Source organism: Crenobacter caeni, from assembly GCF_010435965.1.
Lineage (GTDB): Bacteria > Pseudomonadota > Gammaproteobacteria > Burkholderiales > Chromobacteriaceae > Craterilacuibacter > Craterilacuibacter caeni.
Genome location: NZ_JAAGAA010000015.1, coordinates 1 through 13,399, shown reverse-complemented (window position 1 = coordinate 13,399; position 13,399 = coordinate 1). Strand labels below are relative to the sequence as shown.

Here is a 13,399-nt window from a genome sequence, read left to right as displayed (position 1 = left end):
CGGTAGTCACACCATCGAAACTTCAGGTGTAAAGCAATCGCCGGCCGTGCCCAAGTGCCGCTACCCCGCAGCACCCCCTGCGAACACACCGGCCGACGTGCGGCCGCCATCCAGAGCCTGCTGACCAACGCCGGACGCAACATTCTGGATCCGGCTGTCTACCCCTCAGATCAGAAAAGCTCCCTGTCTGGCCGAACAGCCGTATCGACGAACTCCTTCTTCTCAAGCGTTGATCGCTACTGCGCCGGCTTGACAAGGTGAAGCCACCGAACGCTCACGATCAAGATCTTTAATTAGTACTCTTTATCCTTCTTTCCCATCCGGCCTTGGCTGCGTATACATCGGCATGTAACGTGCGGACCACGCCCCCAGTACCAGAACACTGCCGACTGCAGTTGCCAGCAACAGCGGGGTGCGCAGGCCGGGCACCCACTCCCCCAGCAGGCGCAGCATAGTCAAGGCCTGCAGACACCAGAACAGTGTCCACGTCAATCGACTGGCGATCAGCGCCCGTCCAGAGTGACCGAGCGTCACCCTGGTGACAAACGCCAACAACATCGACAGCATGAAACCCAGAGCCAGCGCGTGCAAAGCCGCGTAGCCTGCGCCGATGATCGGCGTTGAGAAAGGCCCAGTTTCCAGGACAAGCACGACCATTCCCAAGCCGGCCCACAGAAAGGCGACGTGCTGCATGGCAAGGAGCGGTACCTTGAACGACCGGGCAAGTCGCCAGCGCCAACTGGTAAACAGCAGTAGCCCAGCCAGCCCGGCATCAAGCAAGTAGCTTGGCAGCGCCATCAGGTGCATGAGGCCATGCAGCCATGCGCCGCCTACCATGGCGTACAGCAGCCAGAGGGGGCGCCACGTCCGGTAGGGCTGCAGCACGTTGGCCGAGAAAAACGGCAACATGCGATGACAGACAATCAGGAAGACGGGCAGCAACATCCCCCACAGCAACAGGGTCTCCGCATGGTGGACGAGCTGCCATTGCCTGCTCACTGCAACGAATGCGTACAAGCCAAGCGCAGCCGCCCCTAGCGCGAAGGCGGCCAAGATCAGCAATGCGTGCTTGCGGTCCGGTGTGGTGCTCGCGTGAATGCGGCCGCCCCAAATTAGGCAAGCCCACAGCCAGGCGAGCGCCTGCAGCATACTGGCAAGCGGCCATAACACAGGCAGGCGCGTCGCCAGCAACAAGCCGACACTGCCCAAGGCATAAGGCAAGATGGCCGCCAGCCACACAGTGGTGGCTGGCGGTACGACGCTCAGCCACTTCGGCCCGGCCGTGTAGATAAATCCCAGTATGAAGAGCGGGAAAAAGCCGCTTAACATCAGTTGGCCGTGCAAGAAACTTGCTGGCAGTTCTGACAGACTGACCCCGTAACTGCGTCCGACCAACTCCAATAGCCACCACAGCAGTGCCAGCAGCAGCACACTGCCGCCAAGAAAAAAGCCGGCGCGATGAGGCGCCAGCGTTAACAGTCTCACCGACGACGCAGGCTCGGTGGGTGCCGGCGTGCGCCCGGCTTGGGATCCGGATGTGTGCCGCATACAGTTACATTCCGCTACACGCGCAGCCGTTGGGGCCGCATCCGGTACTGGCGGTATTGTTTTCAAACTGCGGAAACAGAACGTTGTTTTCCAGATGAATGTGGTTGATGAGATCTTCCCTCAACTGCCTCAGTCCGGCGTACAGCGCTTGCCAGGTCGTGCAAGCGTCATTAGGCGCAATCATGTCATTTGTCTTTGCCGCCAGATACTCCAGTGTCGCGCCATGCTCGACGTGCTCGCTGCGCATCATCCCGATCGGATTCGCCGCGTAAGGATTACCGCCGGTTCTAAGCATCGGAAACAGGATCAGCTCCTCTTTCTTCATATGATCGAACAGCTCAGCCTGCATCTCGGTCAGCAACACGGCAAGCCCCGCCGGCACGTTGGCGTGACCGCGGTGCACGGCCTCCACGCACTTGGCCATCTCGATCAACTCGGGCAACTGGGCTCGATGGACATCGTGGTAGCGCTCGAGAATGTGGTCGATCAGTGCGCCGGCACTGGCAAACTCGGGCGTGTCGTCTTGGCGTTGCAGTGCCGCCAGCTCCGCAAGAATCGGCTCCAACGACAAATCCTTGTCCTGCGCGGCTTTCTGCAGACTGATTTGTCCGCCGCAGCAGTAATCGAGTTTCAAGCGGCGAAATACAGCTATCGCCCCTGGTAAGGCAACGGCAATCTGGCCGATGGGTTGCGTTGCATCAATGACTATCGCGGTTTGCTGGGTCGTCATGGCGGATTCTCCACACAATCAAGTTCAAAAGCAGGTCACCTCAGCCGCACCGGCAAGCGAGGCAGCCGTCAACAAGCACGAACAGGCCAAGCGGCCATTCGCAATGTGGCAGCGCCTCCTGCGGCGGCTGGATCGGTCAGGAGGCAACGCAAAAATCGATGACAATTTCGCCAGGTTCGCGCCGCACATACTCGATGCGTACCCGCTCACCGAAAAATTGCCCGATCTGCGAGAGCAGCGGCAGTGGGTCGTGGTCATTGCAAAAGCGCATGGTTTCACCTGGCTGCAGCGCGTTTAGTGCGCCGAAGATTGCCGCGTGACGGAAACGCCTGGCGATGCCGCGTGCGTCAAAACTGTAGATACCGTCCTGAATGACGGGAATGGAACAATCGTGGGCCATCATGCTTTTCCTTAACGTTGCACAGACGGGCTATCCGTCAACCTAAAAATGTTGCGCTGCTAGTCGGCAACCGGGCGCATGGACAGCACCATCGTGGCCAAGGGTCGTGATCCTCACCCCCAACTGACCTCCAGACGCGCACGCCGGCGGCCGCGAGACGCATCGCTACGACTTCCTTTACGCATTATGCGCCCACCCGTTAAAGATGTAAACTATATACATGTTTTAGATCGCAAGGAGTAACAACAGTGAAGCGTAGTCCTGCATTGATCAGCTTCTCAAGAGAGCATCACTCGGCACTGGTACTTGCCATGCGCATCAACCGTGCCGGTAACGACGTGCATGCTCTGGCCGCAGTCCAACCCGCACCGGCGTTTCTTGCCGATCTCGAGGCCCACTTTTCGGCAGAAGAAGCCCAATTTTCCGCTACATTGGCTACCTTGCCACAACTGGCTTGCCGTTTCGCTGATGATCACGCCGAGTTGCGTGCGCTGATGGCGCGGTTGCATGCGACAGAACTGACCGTTCTTCCCGAATTTGGGCAAAAACTGGCAGCCCATGTGCGCTTTGAGGAAAGAGAGTTGTTCCCGGCGCTGGAAGCGTTGACAGCGGCAGACTGAAGACGACACCAGTGTCTGCCACAGAGGGAGGTGCGCCGCAAGTCTCGGCCTTAGGGCCGGGAAAGGATGGCGCGGACGGCGTAGGCGTGCTTTGAACGGCAACTAGTAGCGCCACGCCCCTGTGGGGTGTGGCGCCTACTCCGCAGCCTGCGGCAGCCCCAGTTGCATAGCCAGTGCCTCGCGGTTGGCGCTCAAGTCCGCCAGCGTGTAGCAATCCAGCGTAGCGTACATCGCCTCGCGCGCCTCAAACAGGATGTGTTTTAACGCGCACAAGCCGTCAATGCGGCAGCCGCTACCCTTTTCGAAGCACTCGACTACCGGCACGTCCTCCTCGCACAGACGAACCAGCGTACCAATGCGGATATCGGCTGGCAGACGCGCCAGCCGCATCCCACCGTGCCTACCGCGCAGCGTCTCGATCAATCCTGCCTTGCCGAGAAAATGCACGACTTTCATCAGATGGTTGTCTGACACAGCGTAGGCGGCGGCAATTTGCGCGCGCGTAGCCAGCCCGTCAGGTTGCACTGATAGGTAGATCAGTGTGCGCAGGCAGTAATCGGTAAAAGCGTTCAGGCGCATGGCAGGGTACGCAAGATAAGGTGGGAAATATTGTCCTCCAAATACATGTTTAAATAAACACGATTCGTTCGCGAGCCAGTCTTGAGGCTCTTGAGGCCGGAAAGGACGGGGATTGCCACCGCAGGCCCTTCGGCTGTAGACGGTCGGGCTAAAGTGAGGCCAATGCCGCTTGCCGCACCGATGGCCAGCGCACATTGCTTGGCAAGTTGCATAGCTACCTGATGGAAAGATGGGAAAGCGACCAGCAGCAGGCTACTTTTGAGAGGCACCCCATTCACAGGAGGAAAGTGCCTTGGACGACAAAACGACCAAAGCGGCCATCGACGCACTGAACCGCATCATGGAGCTGGAGTTAGCCGGTGTGGTGAAGTACACCCATTACTCCCTCATGGTGTACGGCTACAACCGTATCCCCATCGTATCCTGGTTGAAAGACAACGCTGAAGAGGGCTTGAATCATGCCAACAAGGCCGGCGAGCTGGTAACGCTGCTTGGGGGGCATCCATCGCTCAAGATTGCCTCTTTGCTGGAAACGCAGAAGCATGACATTGGAGATATCCTGCGGGAAAGCCTTGAGCATGAGAAGGTGACTCTGGCGGCTTACTACGACTTGCTGAAGATTTCAGAGGGGCATTCGGTGTTGCTGGAAGAGTACGCTCGCGAAATGATCCTGGCTGAGGAGCTGCATCAAGATGAGGTCAACAAGATGCTGCGCCGCCCCGGTGACACCGCCGCGTTCAAGGAGTGAACCCGGTTTGCGTGGATAGTCGGCGAGTTCAAGCGTCGGTATCCCCATCACTGTCGACCCGATCATGTGGACTTAGGACTTCTCTCCTTATCGTTGGCACGGCTGGCTGGGGCAGATCACCCGAATGAAAGAGGCCGGAAAATCATCCTAGTTGACCGCGTGCGTCTTCTGAAAATGACAATGGATGCTGATCATTTCCGCGCAATCTGGTAAGCGCAAAATGTCTCGGATTAGGCCGCCATGAAGCGCGCGAGCGGCGTCTCGCTCCAGTCGACGCTGTCGAGCAGGTTCTTCACGATCAGGCCCAGCTCGGTGTCGCCCTCGATGGTCAGCTTGCGGTTGAAGAACAGCGTGTCCGGGTCTTCCTCGCGCAGCATCATGCGCGCGAGGTCGGATGCGTTGGCGGCGAAGCGCAGGTCGGGTTCGGCGTGGCCGTCGTCCAGCACGAAGCCGTTGTCGTCGGCGCCAAAGCGCAGCCTGAGGCCGGCGTCCAGTACGTCGACCGCGAAGTGGCGTCCCGCGAGCAGGCTCATGTCGGCCGGCAGCACGCCGCGCTTGAGCAACTGGTTGAGCAGGGTGACCAGCGCGAGGTTGGGCGGGGTGGCCGGCAGGCGGGACACCACGCTGGCAAAGAGCGGGGGCAGGGTGAGGTCAGGCACACGCATGGTGGTGTTCTCCAATCGGGTTGATGCCGGCTTCGCCGCGCCAGTAACCGTCGACCAAGCACGCGCCGTCCGGGCGCGGCAGGCTGTCCATCTCGACCACGTCGCCTGCGATGGCCCGGCGGAACGCGGCGACCACCTCGGCTGTGCCGGTGGCCTGCGGGCTCACCCGCACCGCGGACACGCCGATGGCGGCGATGTCGGTCAGGTGCGGCAGCAGCGCGTGGCAGCCATCGGACATGGTCTGGATGCCGTTGACGGTCAGAAAGCCCTTGCCTTCGCGGGTCGACAGCCGCGCGCCGTCGGCGTGTTCGAGGCACTTGAACTGGCAGTCGTCCTTTTTCAGGTTGTAGTGGCGCGCGGTGAAGCAGCGCGCCGACAGCGCTAGCGGCAGGCGGCCCCACGCGAAGAGTTCGGTTTCAAGCGGCAGTGCGCGCGCGCGGCACTCGGCGAGGATGGCGGCGAGCGTGTCGCGGTCCATCTCGATGGGCGGCACCCAGCTCACCGCGCCCATGCTGGCCATCAGCGCGAGGGTGTCGACGTTGTAGATGTTGCTGTGGCAGCCGGCGACGAAGGGCACGCCCGCGCTACTTGCCAGATGCACGGCGCCCAGGTCGTTGGTCTCGACGCGCACGCGGCCGTTGCCGACCACGCGGCGCAGCCGCTTGAGGTCGGATTCGCTCTCGGTCAGCGCCTGGCAACTGAGCACCACGTCGTGGCCGGCGTCGGCGAGCCGGTGTGCGAGGTCTATCCAGTCGGCGGTACGCAGTTGCTGGCGGCGCGAGCAGACCGCTTCGCCGAGGTAAATGGTGTCGAGCGGCCAGGTGGCCGCCTCTTCGTAGAAGGCGTAGACCGTCTCGCGCGGCCAGAAGAACAAGGCCGGGCCCAGGGTCAGTTTGAGGTTCAATGCGCTCATCGGGGTTTCTTGCGGGTTATTTCCACGGCCGGCTGTACGCGCCGAGCGTCTGCTGCTGGCCTTCGGCCACCTTGGCAAGCGCCGCCTGCCACGCGGGCTTCACCGAGAAGCGCTGCGGGTTGCGCGCGGCCTCGTCGAGCGCCGCGCGCAAGGTCTGCGTCACCTGCGCGACGTAGGCCGGGCTGCGCTGGCGGCCCTCGACCTTGATCGCGGCGACGCCGATTTCCAAGAGCGACGGCAGTACCTCGAGCACGTTGAGGCTGGTCGGCTCTTCCAGCGCGTAGTAGGTGTCGCCTTCGACGTCGAAGCGGCCCTTGCACAGCGTCGGGTAGCCGGCGGCCTCGCCCGCGCCGTAGCGGTCGATCAGGATGCCGTTCAGCCGCGACGCGGTCGCCGCGCCTTCCTGCTCCCAGCGCACGAACTTGGCCGGTGAGCACACGCCGTGGGTGTTCGGCGACTCGCCGGTCGCGTAGCTGGAGAGCAGGCAGCGCCCCTCGACCATCACGCACAGGCTGCCGAAGCCGAACACCTCGATCTCGACGTCGGTGTGCTCGATCACGTGGCGCACCTGGTCGACCGTCAGCACGCGCGGCAGCACCGCGCGCACCACGCCGAAGCGCTCGCGCGCGAGGTTGACCGCCTCGTAGTTGGTCGCCGAGCCCTGCACCGACATGTGCAGCCTGAGGCGCGGGTGGCGCCGGCACGCGTAATCCATCAGGCCGATGTCGGCGAGGATCACCGCGTCGACGCCGAGGTCGGCGGCCTGGTCGACCGCACGCTGCCAGCGCGAGATGTCGACCCCCTGCGCGAAGGTGTTGATCGCCATCAGCACCTTGCGCCCCTTGTCGTGCGCGTAGCGGATGCCGGCGGCGGCGGATTTTTCGTCGAAGTTGAGCCCGGCGAAGTTGCGGGCGTTGGTCTCGTTCTTGAGCCCCATGTATACCGCGTCGGCGCCGTGGTCGATCGCGGTTTTCAGGGCGGGCAGGCTGCCGGCGGGGCAGACCAGTTCGGGCAGGGTCGACATATTCTCAGGCCACCACTCGAATATCGAAAAGCAGTCGGCAGACCAACCTAATTTGCGCAGATGACATATCGTGTAATATAAAAATATTATTTCATGAATATCAATCTTCAACGAATGATCAATCCCTCATGAAACTACCTTCAATCAGTCAGTCCACGTTCAACCGCGTACACTGCAACCTGAACCCGACTATTCAAGCCAAGCTTCTTCAACACATTCTGAACGTGTATCTTGACAGTGCTGTCTGCAAGATTAAGGCATAGCGCAATTTCTTTATTGCTCTTTCCTTGAACAAGAAAGCGAACAATTTCACGTTCGCGCGTCGTCAGTTTTTCATAGTCAGCGGGGATTGGTGCCTGCCGATTATTTCCTTCCCTGACACAATCTACAAGCTTTGCAGTCATCGCAGGAGAAACAACAGACTGTCCAGAATTAACCTGCTCTATAGCAGAAGCAAGATCTGCACTTTCGATGTTTTTCAGGAGAAATCCACGAGCACCTTCACGCAGTGCCTGAGCCAATTCATCACTCTCTTCCGAGACGGTAAGAATAATAACTTTGATGTCAGGAAACTCTGCGATAATCAACCTGAGTGTATCCAGGCCGGAAAGGCCGGGCATGTTTAAATCAAGCAGAACGACATCAGGATTTAGCTTTCTCGTCAGCTTGAGACCTTCCCCGCCATCAGAGGCTTCACCGACCACTTCGAAGTGATCCTGCTTCTGCAAAAGCAGCCTCAATCCAGATCTAAACAGATTATGGTCATCAACCAATAGAATTCTAATCGGCATGTTTTCTCTCTTATTCTACGCGGCTTTACGAAGACGCTTACTCAGGATCAATCTGATCTTGGTCCCCATCCCCGGGCTTGTTTTGAACTCCAACTGCGCCCCTATCCTTTCAGCACGTTCCCTCATGATGTGCAAGCCGATGTGACCTTCACCCCGGGCATCGACCTCCGCCAGATCAAAGCCAGAACCATCATCAGTCACTTCTATTTGAAAATCTGGACTATTTAAAACATTAATACTTACGCTGCGGGCATTCGCGTGTTTTCTAATGTTTGAAAGCGACTCTTGCACAATGAAGAGTAGTTGCAGCTGCTGTTCAGGCGGCAACGGGGCTCCCCCCGCATCCTCCACAAAAAAAGAAACCGAAATGCCGGTCTGACGCGAGAAGCGATCTGCAGCCTCCCTTATTCCCTCAAACAACTCTCCAGGACCCAGCTTGCTGCGGAAATTCAACAAAAGCTCTCTGACATCCTGATAACTCTCATCAATCCCACCCGAAATCAACTCTACAATTTCTTCGACTTCGGCATGATCACCTACATTCCGTGCTCGTTTCAAAAGATCTACTTGCATCTTCAGGAAATTGAGACCCTGCGCGATGGAATCATGCAGCCCCTGTGCTAACAAATTCCGTTCTTGAGCAACTGCCATTTCGCGGGCACGCGCTGAAAGTCGCCTGTTTTCCAACGCGACACCAAGATGTTGACCCAGCAGGGAGAGCACTTGCGCCTCCGCAGCACTGAGATTGCGTTCTTTAGAAAAGAGAAGCGTGAATTCACCAAGCGATTGATCTAAACACGCAATTCTGAATGCTGCTAGAGAAACAAAACCACTCTTTGAACATGGCAACTTATTATTAGAATAATTCAGATTCTGAATAATAATCTTGTTCTGGAAGGTAGCATGACCACAATGACAAGCATTTACATGAGTGCACTGCTCAGCGCCAATCTGATCTTGTGGAAGTCCTTCAGAAACAACCAAATGCAGACGATCGCTTCGGCCATCCAAAACCCTTAAGCTACCACCTTGCGCATTGAAGTGTCGCATCACCTTGCCAAGGAAACCACTGCAAAGTGTCTCAATTTCTGCAGGTTGATTCAGAAAAACAAGGACATCGTAAAGAGTTGTTAACTCATGGTTCTGCCTTTCCATTCGCGCCGTTTTATCTGCTACCCGAGCTTCCAGGTCTCGATACAGGCTCTCTAGTTCGTCAGCCATTGCATTGAAACCTTGCATCAAACCACCAAACTCATCCCGACTATCGATAGGCAATCTAACTGTAAAATCATGGCTTGCCATTCTATGCACGCCATTCTGAAGTCTACCCAAAGGAAGAATTATCCATAGATACAGCAAGTATGCAATAGCAAGCGCCCCCAAACATACTGTCAACGCCAGCACGCCTTGGGAAAATCTAAGAAGATTGCTTTTCTGCTCGTTCGCTCGCTCAATCATCGAAACAAGCAAATTTGTTTGCGTTATAAAATCAGGCAGCAAAGCATAATATATTTTGCTACGATTCTCGATGTCTTTCGAATATATTGCCGGAACCATCTTATTACGCCAATGATCTGCGACTTTCAAAAACTGTTTTCTTACATCTGAATCATTAGGAATAAATAAAGGTCTACTTGGATCACCAGAAAGCAATCTATCGAGGAGTCTATTCTGTTCTTGAACTGCTTTATCTACATCAGATTGGTCAATGCCCTCTTCGCGATCCAGCTTAATCTGCACTAGATTAGCCCGCATTCGTAAGCTTCCTGCATCGTTAATAGCAGCACCAGCACCCTCGAGTTGCCATGAGAGCCACAGCGTCCCAACGATCATGGACATGATGACAATCAGTCCACCAATGTTGAGTGCCAGAATTCTGGTTGAAAGGCGGTGCCTCCAAACAAATTTTTCCTTGCCCATCAGTATCTATCACCAACTATTCATACATTTTGTGCACATTTGACCAGATGTGCCGTTACGAGCAGAATGACCCCATCCGTCATAGAGTGCAAGCCAATTTTGGTACAATAGGACACACCAAAGGCAAGAAAGCATCTGAACGCGGCGCATATCCAAGCAGCGCGCCAGAATCCAGATCAAAATACCAGCCATGCAAAGTCAGATTTCCTGCGGACTTTGCTGCCTTCACCCAAGGAAAAGTCTCCAGATTCTTTAGAGACACCAAAATTGATGCAAGCTCACAAGCTCTCCGTTGTTCCAGCAGCGAAGCGCCTTGCATCGTAGACATCACGCGCGCGCGCGCAGGCTCTGCGATTGACATCCATTTACCTATGAAATCATCTTCACGCGATGTGTTAATGTCCTGTTCAACAAGTGCGCGAATGCCCCCGCATTGCGCATGACCAAGAACAATAATACGTGAGACCTTCAAAGACTCGACTGCAAACTGGATGGCCGCTGACACACCGTGATGACTTCTGGCCGAACCACAAGGCGGCACCAGACTTGCAACAATGCGGACAGTAAAAATATCTCCCGGATCACAACCAAGTAGTAAAGCGGGATCTACCCTAGAGTCGCAACACCCAATCAACAAGGTACCTGGACGTTGTCCATGCTTAAGATCATTGAACAATCCTGGAGAATCTTCAAAATAGTGGCTCTGAAATTTTTCGAACCCATGAATAAACCGCTCAATGTCATGCATGCGCAACCACTTTCCTAACCACCAGTCTGGGCCATAAAGCGCACAACCTTATCAGGTTGCGTATTGAAATAATGACGTTCTGGCTTTTCTGAAATTGCCGAGAGAATTTCCGATTCAATCGCGGAATCACTTGCACCATCTCGCAGCATAGTGCCAAGCGGAACACTGTCTTCGTGCCCAAGGCACAAATATAATGTTCCATCTGCACCTAAGCGAACCCGATTGCAACGTTCGCAGAAATGTTGTGAACGTGGAGTGATGACACCAAAATTCACCAAACCATCCCCCCTAGACCAGTAACGGGCAGGACCGGCCCCTGCGTCATCCAAATGGGGTAGCAACCCGTATTTTCTGGCCAGACTTGCCCCAAGTTGGGTAACATCGACATATCCGGCAGCACGCCCGGTATCTCCAACTGGCATAGTCTCTATCAGCCTTAGAACAAATCCATTATTCAACGAATAGTCAAATAGGGTGTGAAGTGTTTCTACATTTACACCAGACTGAACGACACAGTTAAGTTTTATAGGCTTAAACCCGACTGACTTAGCCACATCAAGGCCTGCCAAAACATCTTCTAGGCAATCACGCCCTGTGATGCTTGCAAAGCAAGCCTTATCAAGGGTATCTAAACTGACATTGAGGCGACGAATTCCTGCACTGTAAAGTGCCTGGGCTTGACCCGAAAGTCGAGTAGCATTAGTCGAGAGTGACAAATCCTCAACCCCATCCAAAGACGAAACCATAGCCGCGAAATCGGCGATTCCTTTTCTGGTCAGTGGTTCTCCTCCGGTCAGTCTGATCTTAGCAATGCCAAGCGATACAAACACACCAACAAGTCTTGCCATTTCTTCATGAGAAAGCCAGTGTGCAGGTTCTTCAAAGCTTTTGAACCCCTTAGGCAAACAGTAACTACAGCGCAAATCACATCGATCTGTCACAGACACCCGTAAATAGTTGATCTGCCGTCCAAAACCATCGATCAGCCTTTTTTTATTTGACATTTAATCGCCCGCATTCATTCAAAATATTCCTGCTCATAGGAGCGGACTACTCTTCCAATTCCCGGTAGCAAACAGGTGACGCAACAGTCACTGCATCGCTACTACCTTCATTTGAGAGTTTGGCAAGTGATGCTTCGACGAGGGCATTCGCGAGTGCCGTAGCTTCTTCTGCAGCATCACAACCCTGTCGCTTGCGCAAACCAATATTTGTCAACACCAAATGCTCATCCGGGACGATACCGACCTGACCAAGACAGGCTGCCACGCAGGAGAGTTCACACCCATCCAGGGCAAGAATGGGCAATCCCGACCTAGCCAGTCGGACTAGCGATGGCACACCGCCACCAACGCCACTAATGCATGACATCCGCGCCCGGCCACTCCGATCAAGATCAAGTGCGATGTTGTTGCACAACTGAGCCACATTTGAACAGCCGCTGCAGGCATAGACCAAAGGAACGACGCGCCGATCCGGGTGCCCAGTCATACATCTCTCCTGCCTTGAAGACATCACACAATGGATGTTGGCATGATCATGTCTTGCCGCTTGCATGACTATTGCCCGATGGAACTAATCACTTTGGCACGACGCCCGCTGGGAACTTCCAGAAACCTCCCGTTCTGGCATGATCTGAGCATGCACTGACCGAGACGCACCGACATGAAGAGCCTGTTTGCCGCCGAAGAACGTGAAAGCAAGCTGTCCAAGCTGGGTGATCCGCTGGAGTCGCTGGGCCGTCATGTCGACTTCGCCGCGCTGGCGGCCAGCGTCGACCGCGCATTGCCGAGGCCGCATCGCTACTTTGGCGGTCGGCCGCCGTACCCAACCGAGTTGATGATCCGCCTGCTGGTGATCCAGCAGTTGTTCAACCTGTCCGATGCCCAGCTTGAATTCCAGGTGCTCGACCGCGCCAGCTTCCAGCGTTTCCTCGGCATCCGCGACACCGGCAAGGTTCTGGATCGCAATACAGTGTGGGCCTTTCGCGAGCGCTTGGTGCAGGCGGGCCTGGGCGCAAGCTTGTTCGACGAAGTGAACCGCCAGCTGCAGGCCGAGGGCTACCTCGCCCGTTGTGGCCAGATCATCGACGCCACCTTGGTGCCGGTGCCGATCCAGCGCAACGGACGGACCGAGAACGCGCAGATCAAGCAGGGCGAAACGCCGGAGGACTGGTCGGCCAAGAAGCTCGCGCACAAGGATGTCGATGCCTGCTGGACCGAGAAGCACGGCAAGCAGACCTTCGGCTACAAGCTGTCGGTATCGACCGGCTGCCGCTACAAGCTGATCCGCACCGTGTACATCAGTCCGGCCAACGAAGGCGACCAGACTCACCTGCTGAAGGTGCTTGACTGGAGCAATACCAGTCATGACCTGTACGCCGATCGCGGCTACACCGCACTGGAGGTCCTCAAAGCGTGCGGTTGGCGGCAACACATCCAGCGCCGCGCCAAGCCGAAACAGGCACTCTCCGAAACGCAGGCCGGTCGTAACCGGCGCATCGCCAGGATCCGGGCACGCGGCGAACATCCGTTCGCGGGGTTACGTGCTTTGGGTGGCAAGTGCCTGCGCAGCGTAGGCTTGGCTCGGGCGAACTTGCAGTTGCATCTCAAGGTGCTGACCTACAACCTGAAGCGGATGTGCTGGCTGAAAAACAACGGGGTGGCCGCCTTCTGACGCTCGGAGTGCGTCCGGAGTCCGCGAAATGCGGGCT

At 56.4% G+C, this 13,399-nt stretch carries 15 protein-coding genes; 3 read left to right on the top strand and 12 right to left on the bottom strand.

The genetic code is table 11. The annotated features are described in order from the left end of the window. Nucleotides 1–303: 303 nt before the first annotated feature. The 3 genes from GZH52_RS14715 to GZH52_RS14705 all read right to left on the bottom strand — a co-directional run bounded on the left by GZH52_RS14715 (nucleotide 304) and on the right by GZH52_RS14705 (nucleotide 2,681). Entirely contained in the window at nucleotides 304–1,548 is a 1,245-nt protein-coding gene (locus GZH52_RS14715; RefSeq protein WP_163317554.1) for an NnrS family protein, read from the bottom strand. A 4-nt stretch (nucleotides 1,549–1,552) separates the two neighbouring features. Beyond that, nucleotides 1,553–2,278: an iron-sulfur cluster repair protein YtfE gene (ytfE, locus tag GZH52_RS14710; protein WP_163317552.1), complete on the bottom strand. Its 726-nt coding sequence runs from the start codon at nucleotides 2,276–2,278 to the stop codon at nucleotides 1,553–1,555. Nucleotides 2,279–2,414: 136 nt separating this feature from the next. Next, a complete protein-coding gene (locus GZH52_RS14705) occupies nucleotides 2,415–2,681 on the bottom strand; it encodes a DUF2249 domain-containing protein (protein ID WP_239058144.1) in 267 nt (88 codons plus the stop codon). Nucleotides 2,682–2,926: 245 nt separating this feature from the next. Here GZH52_RS14705 and GZH52_RS14700 point away from each other — a divergent pair, with 245 nt between their 5' ends. After that, nucleotides 2,927–3,298, top strand: coding sequence for a hemerythrin domain-containing protein (locus GZH52_RS14700; protein WP_163317551.1), 372 nt, complete (start codon nucleotides 2,927–2,929; stop codon nucleotides 3,296–3,298). A gap of 135 nt (nucleotides 3,299–3,433) precedes the next feature. Here the strand turns inward: GZH52_RS14700 and GZH52_RS14695 are convergent, their stop codons facing one another. Then, nucleotides 3,434–3,877 carry an RrF2 family transcriptional regulator gene (locus GZH52_RS14695; protein ID WP_163317549.1) on the bottom strand — a complete coding sequence of 148 codons (444 nt, stop codon included), beginning with the start codon at nucleotides 3,875–3,877 and terminating at the stop codon, nucleotides 3,434–3,436. Between the two features lie 292 nt (nucleotides 3,878–4,169). Here GZH52_RS14695 and GZH52_RS14690 point away from each other — a divergent pair, with 292 nt between their 5' ends. Further along, nucleotides 4,170–4,625: a ferritin-like domain-containing protein gene (locus GZH52_RS14690; RefSeq protein WP_163317547.1), complete on the top strand. Its 456-nt coding sequence runs from the start codon at nucleotides 4,170–4,172 to the stop codon at nucleotides 4,623–4,625. A 230-nt stretch (nucleotides 4,626–4,855) separates the two neighbouring features. Here the strand turns inward: GZH52_RS14690 and ubiT are convergent, their stop codons facing one another. The 8 genes from ubiT to GZH52_RS14650 all read right to left on the bottom strand — a co-directional run bounded on the left by ubiT (nucleotide 4,856) and on the right by GZH52_RS14650 (nucleotide 12,177). Beyond that, entirely contained in the window at nucleotides 4,856–5,290 is a 435-nt protein-coding gene (ubiT, locus tag GZH52_RS14685; protein WP_163317545.1) for a ubiquinone anaerobic biosynthesis accessory factor UbiT, read from the bottom strand. Then, on the bottom strand, nucleotides 5,277–6,203 hold the full coding sequence (locus GZH52_RS14680) for a U32 family peptidase (RefSeq protein WP_203525786.1): 927 nt from the start codon (nucleotides 6,201–6,203) through the stop codon (nucleotides 5,277–5,279). The genes ubiT and GZH52_RS14680 overlap by 14 nt, the downstream gene beginning before the upstream one ends. A 16-nt stretch (nucleotides 6,204–6,219) precedes the next feature. After that, complete coding sequence (gene ubiU, locus GZH52_RS14675) at nucleotides 6,220–7,227, bottom strand: ubiquinone anaerobic biosynthesis protein UbiU (protein ID WP_163317543.1); 1,008 nt, start codon at nucleotides 7,225–7,227, stop codon at nucleotides 6,220–6,222. Between the two features lie 140 nt (nucleotides 7,228–7,367). After that, on the bottom strand, nucleotides 7,368–8,018 hold the full coding sequence (locus tag GZH52_RS14670; RefSeq protein WP_163317541.1) for a response regulator: 651 nt from the start codon (nucleotides 8,016–8,018) through the stop codon (nucleotides 7,368–7,370). A 15-nt stretch (nucleotides 8,019–8,033) separates the two neighbouring features. Continuing rightward, nucleotides 8,034–9,938 (bottom strand): type IV pili methyl-accepting chemotaxis transducer N-terminal domain-containing protein, encoded by a 1,905-nt coding sequence (locus tag GZH52_RS14665; protein ID WP_163317539.1) that lies wholly within the window; start codon nucleotides 9,936–9,938, stop codon nucleotides 8,034–8,036. 79 nt (nucleotides 9,939–10,017) lie between these two features. Next, nucleotides 10,018–10,686 (bottom strand): carbonic anhydrase, encoded by a 669-nt coding sequence (locus GZH52_RS14660; protein WP_163317537.1) that lies wholly within the window; start codon nucleotides 10,684–10,686, stop codon nucleotides 10,018–10,020. Between the two features lie 14 nt (nucleotides 10,687–10,700). After that, nucleotides 10,701–11,690 (bottom strand): GTP 3',8-cyclase MoaA, encoded by a 990-nt coding sequence (gene moaA, locus GZH52_RS14655; protein WP_163317534.1) that lies wholly within the window; start codon nucleotides 11,688–11,690, stop codon nucleotides 10,701–10,703. Between the two features lie 46 nt (nucleotides 11,691–11,736). After that, a complete protein-coding gene (locus GZH52_RS14650) occupies nucleotides 11,737–12,177 on the bottom strand; it encodes a putative zinc-binding protein (protein ID WP_163317532.1) in 441 nt (146 codons plus the stop codon). 174 nt (nucleotides 12,178–12,351) lie between these two features. Here GZH52_RS14650 and GZH52_RS14645 point away from each other — a divergent pair, with 174 nt between their 5' ends. Then, nucleotides 12,352–13,362, top strand: a complete 1,011-nt coding sequence (locus GZH52_RS14645; protein ID WP_163317530.1) for an IS5 family transposase — start codon at nucleotides 12,352–12,354, stop codon at nucleotides 13,360–13,362. Nucleotides 13,363–13,399 lie beyond the last annotated feature (37 nt).